Source organism: Micropruina sp. (assembly GCF_047607385.1).
In the GTDB taxonomy this organism is placed as follows: Bacteria; Actinomycetota; Actinomycetes; order Propionibacteriales; family Propionibacteriaceae; genus Micropruina.
The window spans coordinates 1-14,539 of the sequence record NZ_JASGDE010000025.1; the positions used below are offsets into that span (position 1 = coordinate 1).

Sequence of the window (14,539 nt, forward strand, 5' to 3'; positions counted from 1 at the left end):
GGCCCCAGCCCCCAGCCCGACCCATCCGCCCGCCTAACTATTTGGCGCTCGCTGAACTCAGCGAGCGCCAAATAGTTAGGCGAGCGCTCGGTGCGGACGCCGGGGTTGGGGGAGCGGGTCAGCCGCCGGGACGGAAGGCGGAACCCATGGCGGCCAGGGCGCCGTCGGCGATCGGGACGCGTCCGGCGCGAGCCGCCTTCACCAGCGCGGCGTGGTCGGCCTCGGTCTGGTCGGCGTAGAGCCGGGCGAACCGGGAGAACGCCTTGGCCGCCTTCTCGCCGCGGCCCAGGTAGCCGGCGATCATCGACGCGCCGGACGTCCGGGCGTGGCCCTTGGCGAGCAGGTGCCCGACGATGCCGGCGTAGTCGGTCAGCGCGGTGGCGGTCAGCCCGTCCAGCGGCACGGTGCCCTTCATATTGCGGAACTGCCGGACGTAGTACTGCCGGCCGTCCACCTCCGTCCAGCCCAGCAGCGGGTCGGAGACGGTCTGCAACGCCTGCTGGTACTCGACCACCCGCTGGCCCTGATGGGCGTGCCAGGCGTTGTCGCCGTGCACGTACCTGGCCAGCACCGAGCGGCGCGCCTGCTTCAGCTGCAGGAACAGCACGTCGTCCGGCGAACTGCCCTCCAATAAGGCCACATAGGCGCGCAGGCCGACCGAGCCGACCCCCACCACCTTGTGCGCGATGTCGACCAGCGTGTAGCCGGCGACCACCCGCCGCCAGTGCGGGGCCAGGGTGTCGAGGTAGGCGTCCAGGCCTTCGGCGAGTTGCTCGTACTCGTCGCCGCGCACCGACCGGATCAGCGGCAGCTCCTCGACCATCCGGCGCTCGCCGTTGCTCTCGGTGGTGAACCGCGGCAGCGCCCGGTCCGAGGTGCGCTTGCGGGCCACCCGGCCGGCCCGGCGGATCTCGTCCCGCAGGTCCTTCTCGGTGGCGGTCTCGTGCAGCCGCTCGATGTCCAGCCGGTTGTACGAGCGGGCCAGCAGCGGCATCGACGCCAGCTGCGCGACCTCGTCCCGGTAAGCCAGCACGCAGGCCCGCACCGCCTCGGCGCAGGCGTCCTCGCTGTAGCCGTTCTCGCGTCCGGCCACCCAGACGGCGGCGGCCAGCCGGCGCAGATCCCACTCCCAGGCACCCGGATGCGCCTCGTCGAAGTCGTTCAGGTCGATCACCTGCTCGCCCTCGGGCGAGCGGTAGAAGCCGAAGTTGCCGAGGTGCGAGTCGCCGCAGATCACCGGCATGATCCCGGTGATCGGCAGCGCCGCGACGTCGGACGCCATCACCACCGCGGTGCCCCGGTAGAACCCGTACGGCGACGACACCATCCGTCCCACCCGGATCGGGATCAGCTCGTCGACCCGGCCCTGGTGCGAGGCGTTGATCAGCTCGATCGGGTCCGGACGGGCCTGGGTCGCGTTCCAGACCCCGAGCGCGGAGATCGGCACCTTCTCGCGCAGCGAGCGGCCCAGTGCGAAGCGCTCGTCGCGGGTGGTGCCCCGCTGCCTCACCGACGCGAACGCGCTGCTGTCGGTGCTGGCCAGGACGGTGTGGCTGGTGTGCTGCGGCATCGCTGCTCCTCTCCGGCGACGAGCCTAGTGCCCAGGCCTACGATGGGCCCATGTCCGTGTTCGACATCGAGATCGGCGCTCTTACGGGCGGCCCGGCCGACCTGGCGCAGTACCGCGGCAAGGCCGTGCTGATCGCCAATGTGGCGTCCAAGTGCGGGATGACCCCGCAGTACGCCGTCCTGGAACGGCTCCACGAGCGCTTCGGCCCGCGCGGCTTCACCGTGCTCGGGGTGCCCTGCAACCAGTTCATGAACCAAGAGCCGGGCAGCGCCGACGAGATTGCCGCCTTCTGCTCGGCCACCTACGGCGTCACCTTCCCGATGACCGAGAAGATCGACGTGAACGGCGAGACCAGGCACCCGCTGTACGCCGCCCTCGTCGACACCCCGGACGCCGACGGCCACACCGGCGACATCCGGTGGAACTTCGAGAAATTCGTGATCGCCCCGGACGGCGCCGTGGTGGCCCGGTTCGCCCCGCAGGTCGACCCCGAGGACGAGCGGGTGATCGCGGCCATCGAGGCCGTCCTGCCGAACTGAGCTCTGTCGAACTGAGCTGGGCCGAACTGAGCTGGGCCGAACTGAGCTGGGCCGAACTGAGCTGGGCCGTCCGGGGTTTCCCGGGGACGCGTCGGCCGGACGTCCCTGGTGGGGCTGCTCGCGCAGTGGTTGCGGCGCGGCCGGGGGCCGAGGTGATGAAACGATCGATCGGTGGCCTTTCTCACTGCGCTGATCGAGGTGATCCTGCCGGTGGTGCTGGTCGCACTGGTCGGCGTCGCGCTGGCCCGCAGGTTCCGGCTCGACATGGACACCGTCGGCAAGATCAACCTGTACGGACTGACCCCGCTGCTCGCCTTCGACAGCGTGATGAAGACCGAGGTGTCCGGCGGGCAGGCGATCCAGCTGGTCGGTGGCTATCTGCTGATCACCCTGGTCGCCGGCCTGATCGCGCTGGCCGCCGCCTGGGGTCAGGACGGGCCGACCCGGCGGGCGATGATCGCCAGCGTGGTGATCGGCAACAACGGCAACTTCGGACTGCCGATCGCGCTGCTGGCGCTGGGACGGGTCGGGCTCGACCAGGCGGTGGTGATCTTCGTCACCTCGCTGGTGGTGATGTACACCGTCGGTCCGGCGCTGCTCGGCTCGCACGGCGGAGTGGGTGACGCGGTGCTGACCGTGGTGAAGCTGCCGGTGACCTGGGCGCTGCTGGCCGGACTGATCGTCCGCACCACCGGGTTCGTGCTGCCGGTCGGGGTCGCCCGCGGCGTGGAACTGCTGGCCCAGGCGGCGATCCCGATGGTGTTGATCGCGCTCGGGCTGCAGCTGGGGCAGCGCTCCAGCCTGCGGTTGAACGCGCCCGTGCTGATCGCGGCCGGCGTCCGGGTGGTGGCGTCGCCGGTGCTGGCCGCCGGGCTCGGCCTGTTGCTGCGGCTGGACGGCCCCGAACTGAGCAGCCTGATCCTGGCCTGCGCGATGCCGACCGCGGTGAACGCGTTCATGCTGGCCCGCGAGTACGGCTCGAACCCGGCCCTGGTGGCCAGCGTGGTGGCGCTGTCGACCTTGGCCAGCCTGGGCACCATCGCCGGGGTGGTGGCGTTTCTGCCTTTGCTGGCCTGAGCCGCGCGGTCGGCCCCGACCCCGACCGGGGACGTCAGAGCCGGGAGGTCAGGGTGCGGCGCAGCCCGGCGACGCCGGTGCGCCACAGGTGCAGCCGGGCGTCGATGCCGACGGCCCGGGCGGCACGGACGTTGCCCGGCAGGTCGTCGACGAACAGCACCGAGCCGGGCGGCTCGCCCAGGTCGTCCAGAATCCGGGTGAAGTAGCCGGCGTCCGGCTTGGCCACGCCCAGTTCGTAGGAGTAGTAGGCGGCGTCGAAGTGGTCGTCGAGCCGCAACACCTCGCGCATGTGCAAGCCGCGGAACCGGTGCTGGTTGGTGGCCAGCGCGACCCGGACGCCGCGGCCGCGCAGCTCGTCGACCAGGGCCAGGCGGCGCGGGTCGACCACGATGTCCAGCCACCGGGCGGCCACCTCGGCGACGGTTCCCCGGACCCGATGGCGACGCATCGCCTCGGCCAGGGCGTCCGGGAAGTCGCGCTCACCGGTCAGGCAGCCGACCTCGGCGCGCAGGGCGTCCAGCAGGAATCGCGGCCCACCCAGCCGCAACAACCCGCGGACCAGCCCCGGCCGATGCCGCTGCAGCACCCCGTCGGCGTCCAGCAGCACCACGCGCAACGGTGGACGGGCTCGGCGCATACGCCGATTGTGACGTGTGAACGACCCGCCTTCATCTGAGGCGCCCTGCCTGGGCTTGCGCCGTAACCCGTCTGACAAGCATTGGGTCACGGACGGGCGACGAAACTGAAACCAGGAGAACAACCGTGGTTACCTCAGTCGTGACCGAGTGCGGCCGCGATGTCGGTGACCTTCTGCACCAGACGGAGGCTGCCGGGGACGCGTCGGAACCCGAGGGTCTCGTAGAACCGCGCTACCGGCTCGGTCAACGCGTCCACGACCACGACGCGTGCGGCCACCGTCCGGGTCGCCTCGACAACGCGCTCGAGTGCATCGGCCACGAGCACGGCACCGAGCCCATGGCCCCGCAGATGCTCAGTGAGGGCGAGCCGGGCCAGCAGGACGGCGGGCACCTCGGCCGGCCCACCGCGTCCGATCCGCGACGGCACCTGCTCGCGCGCGACCTTGTGCGCCGCGAGTGCGTAGTAGGCGACGACGCGTTCCTCACTGTCCAGCCATACCCATGTCCGGGCCGTTCCGCGTGCCGCAGCGTCGGCGGCATGCCTGCGCAGCCATTGATCCAAGGAGTCCTCGACACACGAGAATCCCGCGATGTCGTGGCGTTCCGGATCCAGCCGTTGGGAGCGAAGTCGTTCAGTCACGGACGACGGTCTCGCGCAGCCGCTGCGCCGCGTCCGCGAGAGCAGGGCTCGGCTGAACTGGGGCATCGAACGCCGCGAGCAGTTCGTCGAAGTACTCCGCGGGGACCCTGGTCGTCGCCTCGTGCTCACGCAGAATCTGCTCGGCGCGTTGCTCGGCCGCCGAGCGGGCGAACGCCGTGACCGGTTCTCCGGCGATCTCCGCGGCACGTTCAATGCGCGCGCGATTGTCCGGTGTCACCCGGAACTCGAGTCGTGCTGTTGCGCCCATGTCATCCTCTCTGTACGGACGATTGTACGGCGTCGTGCGTCCGGGGCAAGGTATCGCCTCGCCGTTATCGCGTTCGGACGCCCCCCCCGGTACGCCGAGAGCTCACCCAGCGCTGCCAACCGGTCGGCCAGGTCGGCGGTGCGGCCGCCGAGGGTGGCGTCCAGGAAGTCGGCGGACGCCTCGGCGGTGATCCGGATCGGCTCGGTCCGGCCCAGGGACCCCATCAGGCTCGGCAGCGGCGGCAGGAACAGCGGCGCGTCCGTGAAGCTGAGGTGGACGGTGCCGGGCACCTCCAGCCGGTAGGCGTCCGTGCCGCTGAGTTGGAGCACCCCGGTGAGCCGCGGCAGGTAGTCGGGGCTCTCGCCGGGTTCGAGCGGATGGGTGAGGGCGAGCACCGGACGGGTGAAGCGCCGCGGCGCCGGGTCGTAGGGGAAGCCGTCCAGGTCGATAGCGGCGACGAAGCGCGGGTCCTGGCGGAGGGCCTGCAGCGCGGCTGCGCCGCCGAGCGAGTGCCCGGTCACCGCGGCCCGGGCGGTGTCGAGTTTCCCGTGGAACATTCCGGACGCGTCCCGGTCGAGCCGGGACAGCTCCGACAGCGCGAAGCTGAGATCGGCCGCCCGGATCGCGGTCCACCCGACCGCGTGGCGGCGGTCTTCGGCGTCGTCCCCGGTCGCGCTGACCCGGGTTGCGATGACCCGTCCGTCGCGCAGCACCACCGCCGCCGAGTCGTAGGGATGGTCCAGTGCGGCGACGACGTAGCCGCGGCTGGCGAGCTCCTCGGCCCAGGCGGTGTTCTGGGTGCGGACCCCGCCCAGCCCCGGCGAGAACAGCACCACCGGGAACGGTCCGCCAGCGGCGACCGGAGCGTCGGCCAGCGCCTGGGTGCGAGCCTGGGCCGGGCCGTCCAGGACGAACGCCGGGACGCCGAGATAGCCGGCCACCCCGGACGCCACCGTCGCGGCCTCCGGATCGGGACCCAGGTAGCGAGACGCCTGCCCGATCGCGCCCGGCACCGCCGGATACCAGAGCTGGGCGACCACGGTGCGGCGATCGGTGGGGTCGTCGGTGGCGGTCTCCGGACGGGTCTCGTCGGTCCACTGCCGCACGGTGCTGCCGACCGGGTACCGGCCGGTCGGTTGCGGGAAGGCCGGGACGGGCAACGCCGCGCCCGCTGCGGCACCGCCGGCCAGCAAGACCAGCGCCACCACGCCGGCCAGTGCGGCCGGCCACCGCCGCTTCCCCGGCGTCCGGGGTCGGCCGCGGAGGACCGGCAGCGCGAGCACCAGGCCCACCGCGATGCCGGCGAACACCACCAACAGCTGCCAACGGAACGCTGCCGTGGCGGTGACGATCGCCGAGCCGACCGCGACCGCCGCCGCGGACAGCGCGACTCCGCGACCGAACCTGACCGGAAGCCAGCGGGACGCGGTCAGCACCAGGCCGCTCAGCACCAGGAGCAGTTCCAGCGGCGACAGGCCGAGTGCGGCGATGGTCTGGGTCACCGGGCCATCCTGCTCGCGGACGGCCCGGGCCGGATCGGCCGGTGCGCCATGCGCGCTGCCGCCAGAGTCGTCCGATCGGACCTGTGCGTCCGCTGTGGTCGTAGCCGGTGTGGGACGAGGGGAGCGCCCGCCGGGCCCGCGCCAGGGAGGATTCGCGGGTGCGCGGCCTCCGTGGGCTGTCCGGCGCCCGCCGTCCGGACGCCGGCGCTGGTGCTGCCCGGGCTCGGCTGACCTTCCGGCAGGCGCCGATGCCCGATACTGGGCGGGTGAGCGTGGCGAGGCAGGCGAAACTCTGGCAGTGGGCGGCGGTGGCCTACGTCGTGGCCGCCGCGGTGTTCTTCTCTTTCATGCCGTTGATCACGGTGCCGACCGCGTCCGGCGCGGTCACCGTGGCGGCGTACGCGATGCTCGGCTGGATGGTGTTCCCGCCGTTGCTGATCCCCCTGGTGCTGATGATCGTGCCGCTGGTGGTGCGCCGGCACCGGGTGCGCATCGCCTGGATCTGCACCGGCCTGCTCGGGGCGATCTGCGTGTTGATGATCATGTCGGTCGGCATGTTGTTCATCCCGGCTGCGCTGTTCGGTGCGGTCGGCGCCTACCTGACCGCCCGGGCGCCGATCGAGGACGAGGAGATCGAGGAGATCCCCTGGCAGATGCCGGACGCCTGAGCGCCCGCTCTTTGCCGGATCCTTGTTTCACGTCGACATGGGACCGCGGGAGAGCGGCCCGCGATTCGCGGGTGGCACGAGGGGTCAGACCCCTCGTACCACGATTGCCCGTCCTCGGGAACCGGCCGCGACGTCTCTCAGTGCGACAGCACCACCATCCGGGTCGGTGTGCCGCCCACCCGCAGGGTGTAGAAGCCGCCGCGCAGGTCGTCGGCGAAGGTGAGCACCGTCCCGGACTGCGGCACCGACAGGTGCACGCTGTCCTCGCCGAAGGCCAGGTCGGGCAGGACAGCGACCTCGGTGGTCTCGTCCAGCGAGGTCGGCACCTTCTTCATCACCCGGCGTTCCCGGATCAGCTTGCCGGTGTTGCCGTCCCGCAACTGCAGATAGCCCTGATGGGTGAGCACGTAGAGCCGGGCGCCGTCCGCGGAGCTGTCCACCCGCAGCACGGTGCGCTTGTGCCCGCGACGGGCGACCGACACCTCGGTGATGGTCGGCACCGCCGAACGGGTGTCGATCCGCTGCACCGTGGTCAGGGCGCCTCCAGTGCTGCCCCAGATCACGCCGTCCGCGCCGGCGAACATCACCGCGGTGCGCCGGCTGCCGGGGTAGGGCACGAAGGCCTGCTCGCCGCCCGAGGACGGGTCGGCCGGGACCACCCGCAGCCCGTTGGCGCAGGAGTAGACGACGCGGGTGCCGTCCGGGCTGAGCATCGCGCCGTGCAGCGCCGGGCAGGCGCCGGTGCCGGTGGAGACGACCTTCCCGGAGGCGATGTCGAGCACCTGGCTGGTGCCGCGGATGTTGCCGACGTGCAGCAGCTCGGCGCCGTCCGCGGCCTTGGTGACCACCAGGCTGTAGTGCCCGGGCTGGCCCAGGTCGAGGGTGCCGGCCCGCGGATCTTCGAACCCGGCGATCTTCCTGGTGTCGAACCACTGCAGCACCCCGTCCGACTCCGAGGGGATGCCGATCTTTCCGGACGCCTCCGGCAGCCGTCCGTGATTGACCCCGCCCGGCGCGGTGGTCACCCAGGTGCGGGCGACGTAGGGCAGCCGGGCTTCGGCGTGCTCGGCGTCGTAGGCGGTGTCGATCATGCTGACGTGGTGCCGGTCGGCGGCGCGGCCGCGCAGGGCGAAGGCGACGGTGCCGTCGGCGGAGCGGGCCAGGCTGATCGGTGCCTTGGGGGTGGAGATCCGGTCCCGGACCTTGCCGTCGTCGATGACGACGATGTCGCCGGTGGCGGAGTCGCTGACCAGCAGGCGTTCGTGGACGTGCCAGGCCTCACCGACCGGGTCGGGCGCGTCGTGAGCGGGGGCGAGTTGCGGGGGCGCCGCGGTGACCAACCCGGCGGTCAGGGCAGCGGCGACGAGAGCGCGGACAAGTTTCATGCCGGCAGGATACGATAATCATTCTCGTTCCGATTGTGTGGGCCCCTCCTCGGACGAGGGTGGGTCCGGTTCGAGGCCGTGAGGGCCGGAGCAAGGTAGAGGGGGACGTGGATTAGCGACCGATTCGGGGGACGTCCCGCCTCGGCAGCTTCGGGCGGGTGCCGAATCGGTCGCTGATTGACGGGTCTCGACAGCTCGACCAAGGGTGGGACGAAGAGAACCGTCCCCGGCGTCCCACAAGCTCCTCCGCGGCAACCAACGTAACCACCAAGGCCCAGCCCACAAGGGGTCTCGACAAGCTCGACCAACGACGAGCTCGACCGGCGGCGGAACCTCAGAGGTCGTCCGGGTCCCGCCGGGCGGCCCCCTTGTCTGCGGACTGGGCCAGCATCGCGAAGATCTTCAGCGCGGGGGAGACCTCGCGCTGCCGCGCCTTCGGCTTCCAGCCGCGGGCCTCCGCCTCGGCCCGGCGCGCGGCCAGGGTGGCGTCGTCCACCTCGAGGGTGACGGTCCGGTTCGGGATCGAGAAGGTGATGATGTCGCCGTCCTCGACCAGGCCGATGGTGCCGCCGGACGCCGCCTCGGGCGAGACGTGCCCGATGGAGAGGCCGGACGAGCCGCCGGAGAAGCGTCCGTCGGTGATCAGTGCGCACTTCGGTCCGAGCCCGACCCCCTTCAGGTAGGACGTCGGGTACAGCATCTCCTGCATGCCCGGCCCGCCCTTGGGACCCTCGTAGCGGACCACCACCACGTCACCGGCCTGGATCTGGCCGCCGAGGATCTTCTCGACCGCCTCCTCCTGCGACTCGGCCACCTTCGCCGGGCCGCTGAACTCCCACTGCTCGGCGGGGACGCCGGCGGTCTTCACGATGCAGCCGTCCTCGGCGAGGTTGCCGTACAGCACGGCCAGCCCGCCGTCGGCGGTGTAAGGCGTAGCCACCGCGCGAATGCAGCCGTTCTCGGGGTCGGTGTCGAGGGACGTCCAACGGTTCGTGGACGAGAACGCCTCGGTCGTCCGGACGCCTCCGGGCGCGGCGTAGAACAGGTCCGCGTTCTCCGGCTTGACCCGTCCACCGCGGATGTCCCAGTCGTCCAGCCAGCTGTCCAGGTCGGGCGCGTGGACGGCGTGCACGTTGCGGTCGAGCAGGCCGCCGCGGTCCAGTTCGCCCATGATGGCGACGATGCCGCCGGCGCGGTGCACGTCCTCCATGTAGTAGTTGGCGGAGTTCGGGGCCACCTTGCAGATGCACGGGGTGACCCGGGAGAGCGCGTCGATGTCGTGCTGGTCGAAGTCGACGCCGGCCTCGTGGGCGGCGGCCAGCAGGTGCAGCACGGTGTTGGTGGAGCCGCCCATCGCGATGTCCACCCGCATGGCGTTGTTGAACGCCTCCTTGGTGGCGATGGACAGCGGCAGCACCGAGGCGTCCTCGTCGTCGTACCAGCGCTTGGCCAGGTCGACGGCCAGCTTGCCGGCGTTCAGGAACAGGTCGCGGCGGGCGGACGCCGTCGCCAGCGTCGAGCCGTTGCCGGGCAGCGACAGGCCGAGCACCTCGGTCAGACAGTTCATCGAGTTGGCGGTGAACATGCCCGAGCACGAGCCGCAGGTCGGGCAGGCGTTCTGCTCGATGGCGGTCAGGTCGGTGTCGTCGACGTTGGGGTCGACCGCCTTCACCATGGCGTCCACCAGGTCGAGCCGGGTCTGCACGGTGCCGCCGTTGACCAGGGCCTTGCCGGCCTCCATGGCGCCGCCGGAGACGAACACGGTCGGGATGTTCAGCCGCAGCGCCGCCAGCAGCATGCCCGGGGTGATCTTGTCGCAGTTCGAGATGCAGACCAGGGCGTCCGCGCAGTGCGCGTTGACCATGTACTCCACCGAGTCGGCGATGATCTCGCGGCTGGGCAGCGAGTAGAGCATGCCGTGGTGACCCATCGCGATGCCGTCGTCGACGGCGATGGTGTTGAACTCGCGTCCGACGCCGCCGGCCTCGGCGACCGCCCCGGCGACCAGCTTGCCCATGTCGCGCAGGTGGACGTGGCCGGGCACGAACTGGGTGAAGCTGTTGGCGATCGCCACGATCGGCTTGCCGAAGTCGGACTCACCCATGCCGGTGGCGCGCCACAGCGCGCGGGCGCCGGCCATGTTGCGGCCATGGGTCGTTGTGCGAGAACGCAGAGCAGGCATGCGGAGAAGACTACGCCCGCGTAACCCGGCCGGAATCCACCGGTCACCCGGTGACCCGGTGCCCGATCGGACGATCGCACAACGCCGCCGACGCGGGTCTCGCCAATCGCCCATTGCTCGGCGAATCCTGGTCCGGTTGACTGGGACGGCCCACTTGCCACTCACTTCCTGGAGGCCAGCCGTGGATGCCATCACCGTCGTCCCGAACTCGATCAACGAACCCGTGCACGAGTACGCCCCCGGCAGCCCCGAGCGGGCCCGGCTGCGGGTCGAACTCGATCGTCTTCCCGCCAACCCGCTCGACATTCGCCAGGTGATCGGCGGCGAGCACCGCAACGCCGCCGGGCCGCGCTACAACGTCGTCCAGCCGCACCGGCACGCCTCGGTGATCGGCAGCTATCAAGAGGCGCGGCCCAGCGACATCTCGGACGCCATCGCAGCCGCCCGGGCCGCGGCGCCGGGCTGGCGGGCGATGCCGTTCGACGAGCGGGCTGCGGTGATCCTGCGTGCCGCCGACCTGCTCGCCGGCCCGTGGCGCGAGCGGGTGGCAGCGGCCACCATGCTCGGCCAGTCCAAGACCGCCTATCAGGCCGAGATCGACACGCCGTGCGAGTTGGTCGACTTCTGGCGGTTCAACGTCGGCTTCGCCCGGCAGCTGCTCGCCGAGCAGCCGATCTCCGGCAGCGGGGTGTGGAACCGGACCGACTACCGTCCGCTGGAGGGCTTCGTCTACGCGATCACTCCGTTCAACTTCTCCGCGATCGCAGGCAACCTGCCGACCGCGCCGGCGCTGATGGGCAACACCGTGCTGTGGAAGCCGTCCGCGACCCAGGCGGCCGCCGCCTACCTGACCATGCAGCTGCTGGAGGCCGCCGGACTGCCGAAGGGCGTGATCAACCTGGTCCTCGGGGACGGGCCGACGATCTCCAGCGTCGCGCTGCAGGCACCCGACCTGGCCGGCATCCACTTCACCGGCTCCACCGCGCTGTTCCAGACGCTGTGGCGCCAGGTCGCCGACAACCTGCCGAACTACCGCAGCTACCCGCGGCTGGTCGGCGAGACCGGTGGCAAGGACTTCGTCGTCGCCCACGCCTCCGCCGACCCCGAGGTGCTTACCACCGCGTTGATCCGCGGCGCGTTCGACTACCAGGGGCAGAAGTGCTCGGCGACGTCCCGGGCGTTCATCCCGCGTTCGGTCTGGTCGAAGATGGGCGAGAAGTTCCTGCACGAGGTGAGCCAGCTGCGCTACGGCGACGTCAACGATTTCAGTAACTTCGGCGGCGCCGTGATCGACCAGAAGGCGTTCGACCGCAACCGGGACGCCATCGCGCGGGCCCGCGGCGTCGGCTCGATCACCATCGCCGCCGGCGGCGGATCGGACGACAGCGAGGGCTTCTTCGTCGACCCGACCGTGCTGGTCGGCAGCGACCCGACCGACGAGGCGTTCCGCACCGAGTACTTCGGGCCGATCCTGTCCGTCCACGTCTACGAGGACAACACGCCGAACGCCTACACCGACATCCTGCGGCTCGTCGATCAGGGCTCCGACTACGCGCTGACCGGCTCGATCATCGCCACCGACAGGCAGGCGATCCTCACCGCGGACGAGGAACTGCGCTTCGCCGCCGGCAACTTCTACATCAACGACAAGTCCACCGGCGCCGTCGTCGGCCAGCAGCCGTTCGGCGGCGGACGGGCCTCGGGCACCAACGACAAGGCGGGCTCCGCGCTGAACCTGCTGCGCTGGGTGTCGGCGCGCACGATCAAGGAGACCTTCGTTCCGCCACGCCACCACGGCTACGCGCATCAGCTGCCGGAGGCGCAGTGATGGGGACAATCACCCTGGGCAACCCGCTGCGCCCGATCCTGCTGGCGGCCGGCCGTTCGACCTGGGTCGAACGGCTGGTCACCCGGCTGCCGCTGACCCGCTCGCTGGTCACCCGCTTCGTCCCCGGCGCCGACCAGCGGGCGGTGGTCGACACCGTCCGCCGGCTGCTCGCGCAGGGACGGATGATCTCGGTCGACTACCTGGGTGAGGACATCACCACGGCGGACGAGGCGCAGGCCACGGTCGACGCCTACCTGGCGCTGCTGGAGGAGTTCGGCAAGCTCTCCGTCGAGCCGCTGGACGGCGGCTGCTGCCGGCTGGAGGTGTCGATCAAGCTGTCCGCACTGGGGCAGTCGCTGCCCGGTGACGGCGAAGCTCTCGCCCTGGGCCATGCGCTGACCATCTGCCGGGCGGCCGAGGCGGTCGGCTGCTGGGTGAACGTGGACGCCGAGGATCACACCACCACCGACTCCACGCTGCGGATCGTCCGGCAGCTGCGCGAGGAGTTCCCGGACGTGGCGACGGTGCTGCAGGCCTACCTGCACCGCACCGAGCAGGACTGCCGCGATCTCTCCGGCCCGCGCTCCCGGATCCGGCTGTGCAAGGGCGCCTACAAAGAGCCCGCCGAGGTCGCCTTCCAGTCGCCGGCGGAAGTCAACGCGTCCTATCTGCGCTGTCTGGAGGTGCTGATGCAGGGGGAGGGTTACCCGATGGTCGCCTCGCACGATCCGGCGATGATCGAGGGCGCGCAGCGGCTGGCCGATCAGGCCGGACGGGGGTCGGACCGGTTCGAGTTCCAGATGCTGTACGGGATCCGGGACGCCGAGCAGACTCGGCTGGTCGAGGCGGGTTTCCGGCTGCGGACCTACGTCCCGTTCGGCGACGACTGGTTCGGCTACTTCATGCGCAGGCTCGCGGAACGTCCGGCGAACCTGGTCTTCTTCCTGCGCTCGCTGGTCGGCAGGCGCTGACCAGGAGGTTCCGCTCACTCGTTCAGGAAGGGAGCCAGCATCAGGCCGAGCTGAAGGCGCACCCGATCGGGTCCGCTGCTGAACCGCAGCCCGGTGATCGTCTCCACCTTGCCCAGCCGGTAGTAGAGCGTCTGCCGATGCACGTGCAGGGCGGCAGCGGCCTCGGCGACGTTGCCGGCCCGGTCCAGGAAGACCTCGACGGTGCGGATCAGTTCGGCGTCCCCGGTCGCCAGCAGCCGCTGCAGCGGGCCGTCGAGGACGATCGCGGAGAGCTGGGCCGCGGGTAGGGCTTCGAGCAGCCGGTACGGGCCCAGGTCGTCCCACATCGCGACCCGTTCGCGACGGCTGGTGCCGGCGATGCGGGCCGCCGTCCGGGCCTCCAGCCAGCACCGGTGCAGTTCGGTGACCGAGCCGCGCGGACGTCCGACGCCGGCCGCCAGCCGTCCCTCCCAGTCCTCCGGCAACTCGCTGGCGTAGAGGTCCAGGATGGCCGTGGCGGCGTCACGGGCCTGGTCGCCGGATTCCAGCGTGCGCAACGGCAGGACGGCGACCGCGCCGCCGGGCCCCACGTCGACGAGCAGCTGGCGATGCTGGCCCCACAGGCTCGGCGTCACCCGAGGCGGCGAGCCCTCGGTCTCGGTGATCACCACGACGGTCAGCGGAGCCTGCCGGTCGAGCAGGCCGCGCTGGATCAGGCGTTCCGCCGCGGCTTGGGCGTTGTCGGCGTCGGCCCCGATCAGGTCGGCCACGGCCAGCGAGACCTCCGAGCGTTGCCGTCCGATCCGGGCCAGGTAGACCGCAGCCTCGGCGGTCAGCTTGGCGACTTCCGCCACCGCCGGGTCGGTCAGCGGAGTCTCCTCGTCGAGCGCCCACAAGTAGCCGTAGGTGGTGCCGTTGCAGCGCGCCGGAAAGCAGATCCGCGCCTGCAGGCCGGCCCCCGGGTCGGCGGGAATGCGCAGCGGCTGCGTGCTGTCGGAGATCCCGAAGCTCTCGAACCAGGCGCGGACGGCGGGGGCGGAGCGCCGCTGCAGGATGGAGTTCCGCCGCACCGAATCGACCTCGGTCGGCTGGGCGGCGTAGGCGAGCAGGTTGAAGTTGCGGTCCTCCAAGACCGTGGCCGATTGCAGCAGACGCGAGGACTCATCGACGACTTCCTGCAACTCGGGTCGCATGGCAGGTCCTCTCCGTGCGGGGTCGGGCTTGTGCAATCGTCGACAACCCGCAGGCATTGCTGTGACGAATGTGGCTCGACCTGGTGCGCTGTCCGGACA

Annotated in this window: 13 protein-coding genes; 5 read left to right on the forward strand and 8 right to left on the reverse strand. The window is 71.1% G+C overall.

Annotated features, from left to right (window positions below; translation table 11 throughout):
• Positions 1 to 118: 118 nt before the first annotated feature.
• Positions 119 to 1,570, reverse strand: coding sequence for a DUF2252 domain-containing protein (locus QM582_RS02160; RefSeq protein WP_415081332.1), 1,452 nt, complete (start codon positions 1,568 to 1,570; stop codon positions 119 to 121).
• A gap of 50 nt (positions 1,571 to 1,620) precedes the next feature.
• On the opposite strand from QM582_RS02160, the gene QM582_RS02165 reads away from it, so the two are divergent.
• Complete coding sequence (locus QM582_RS02165; RefSeq protein WP_415081334.1) at positions 1,621 to 2,109, forward strand: glutathione peroxidase; 489 nt, start codon at positions 1,621 to 1,623, stop codon at positions 2,107 to 2,109.
• Positions 2,110 to 2,280: 171 nt separating this feature from the next.
• Positions 2,281 to 3,186 (forward strand): AEC family transporter, encoded by a 906-nt coding sequence (locus tag QM582_RS02170; RefSeq protein ID WP_415081335.1) that lies wholly within the window; start codon positions 2,281 to 2,283, stop codon positions 3,184 to 3,186.
• 34 nt (positions 3,187 to 3,220) lie between these two features.
• Here the strand turns inward: QM582_RS02170 and QM582_RS02175 are convergent, their stop codons facing one another.
• The 4 genes from QM582_RS02175 to QM582_RS02190 all read right to left on the reverse strand — a co-directional run bounded on the left by QM582_RS02175 (position 3,221) and on the right by QM582_RS02190 (position 6,234).
• Positions 3,221 to 3,823, reverse strand: coding sequence for an HAD-IA family hydrolase (locus QM582_RS02175; protein ID WP_415081336.1), 603 nt, complete (start codon positions 3,821 to 3,823; stop codon positions 3,221 to 3,223).
• Between the two features lie 134 nt (positions 3,824 to 3,957).
• The gene (locus QM582_RS02180) at positions 3,958 to 4,464 is read right to left on the reverse strand and encodes a GNAT family N-acetyltransferase (protein ID WP_415081337.1); all 507 of its coding nucleotides are present in this window, start codon (positions 4,462 to 4,464) and stop codon (positions 3,958 to 3,960) included.
• On the reverse strand, positions 4,457 to 4,702 hold the full coding sequence (locus QM582_RS02185; protein WP_415081339.1) for a DUF1778 domain-containing protein: 246 nt from the start codon (positions 4,700 to 4,702) through the stop codon (positions 4,457 to 4,459). Before QM582_RS02185 ends, QM582_RS02180 begins: the two co-directional genes overlap by 8 nt.
• The gene (locus QM582_RS02190) at positions 4,699 to 6,234 is read right to left on the reverse strand and encodes an alpha/beta hydrolase family protein (protein WP_415081341.1); all 1,536 of its coding nucleotides are present in this window, start codon (positions 6,232 to 6,234) and stop codon (positions 4,699 to 4,701) included. Before QM582_RS02190 ends, QM582_RS02185 begins: the two co-directional genes overlap by 4 nt.
• 158 nt (positions 6,235 to 6,392) lie before the next feature.
• Here QM582_RS02190 and QM582_RS02195 point away from each other — a divergent pair, with 158 nt between their 5' ends.
• Positions 6,393 to 6,902, forward strand: coding sequence for a hypothetical protein (locus QM582_RS02195; protein ID WP_415081342.1), 510 nt, complete (start codon positions 6,393 to 6,395; stop codon positions 6,900 to 6,902).
• A 137-nt stretch (positions 6,903 to 7,039) separates the two neighbouring features.
• On the opposite strand, the gene QM582_RS02200 is transcribed toward QM582_RS02195, so the two are convergent.
• Positions 7,040 to 8,287 carry a hypothetical protein gene (locus QM582_RS02200; RefSeq protein ID WP_415081343.1) on the reverse strand — a complete coding sequence of 416 codons (1,248 nt, stop codon included), beginning with the start codon at positions 8,285 to 8,287 and terminating at the stop codon, positions 7,040 to 7,042.
• Between the two features lie 334 nt (positions 8,288 to 8,621).
• Complete coding sequence (gene ilvD / locus QM582_RS02205) at positions 8,622 to 10,469, reverse strand: dihydroxy-acid dehydratase (protein ID WP_415081345.1); 1,848 nt, start codon at positions 10,467 to 10,469, stop codon at positions 8,622 to 8,624.
• 181 nt (positions 10,470 to 10,650) lie between these two features.
• Here ilvD and pruA point away from each other — a divergent pair, with 181 nt between their 5' ends.
• Together pruA and QM582_RS02215 are read left to right on the forward strand one after the other, a co-directional pair.
• Positions 10,651 to 12,297 (forward strand): L-glutamate gamma-semialdehyde dehydrogenase, encoded by a 1,647-nt coding sequence (gene pruA, locus QM582_RS02210; RefSeq protein ID WP_415081347.1) that lies wholly within the window; start codon positions 10,651 to 10,653, stop codon positions 12,295 to 12,297.
• Positions 12,297 to 13,268 (forward strand): proline dehydrogenase family protein, encoded by a 972-nt coding sequence (locus tag QM582_RS02215; protein ID WP_415081349.1) that lies wholly within the window; start codon positions 12,297 to 12,299, stop codon positions 13,266 to 13,268. The genes pruA and QM582_RS02215 overlap by 1 nt, the downstream gene beginning before the upstream one ends.
• Before the next feature lie 14 nt (positions 13,269 to 13,282).
• On the opposite strand, the gene QM582_RS02220 is transcribed toward QM582_RS02215, so the two are convergent.
• Positions 13,283 to 14,440 (reverse strand): PucR family transcriptional regulator, encoded by a 1,158-nt coding sequence (locus QM582_RS02220; RefSeq protein WP_415081350.1) that lies wholly within the window; start codon positions 14,438 to 14,440, stop codon positions 13,283 to 13,285.
• Positions 14,441 to 14,539: the final 99 nt, after the last annotated feature.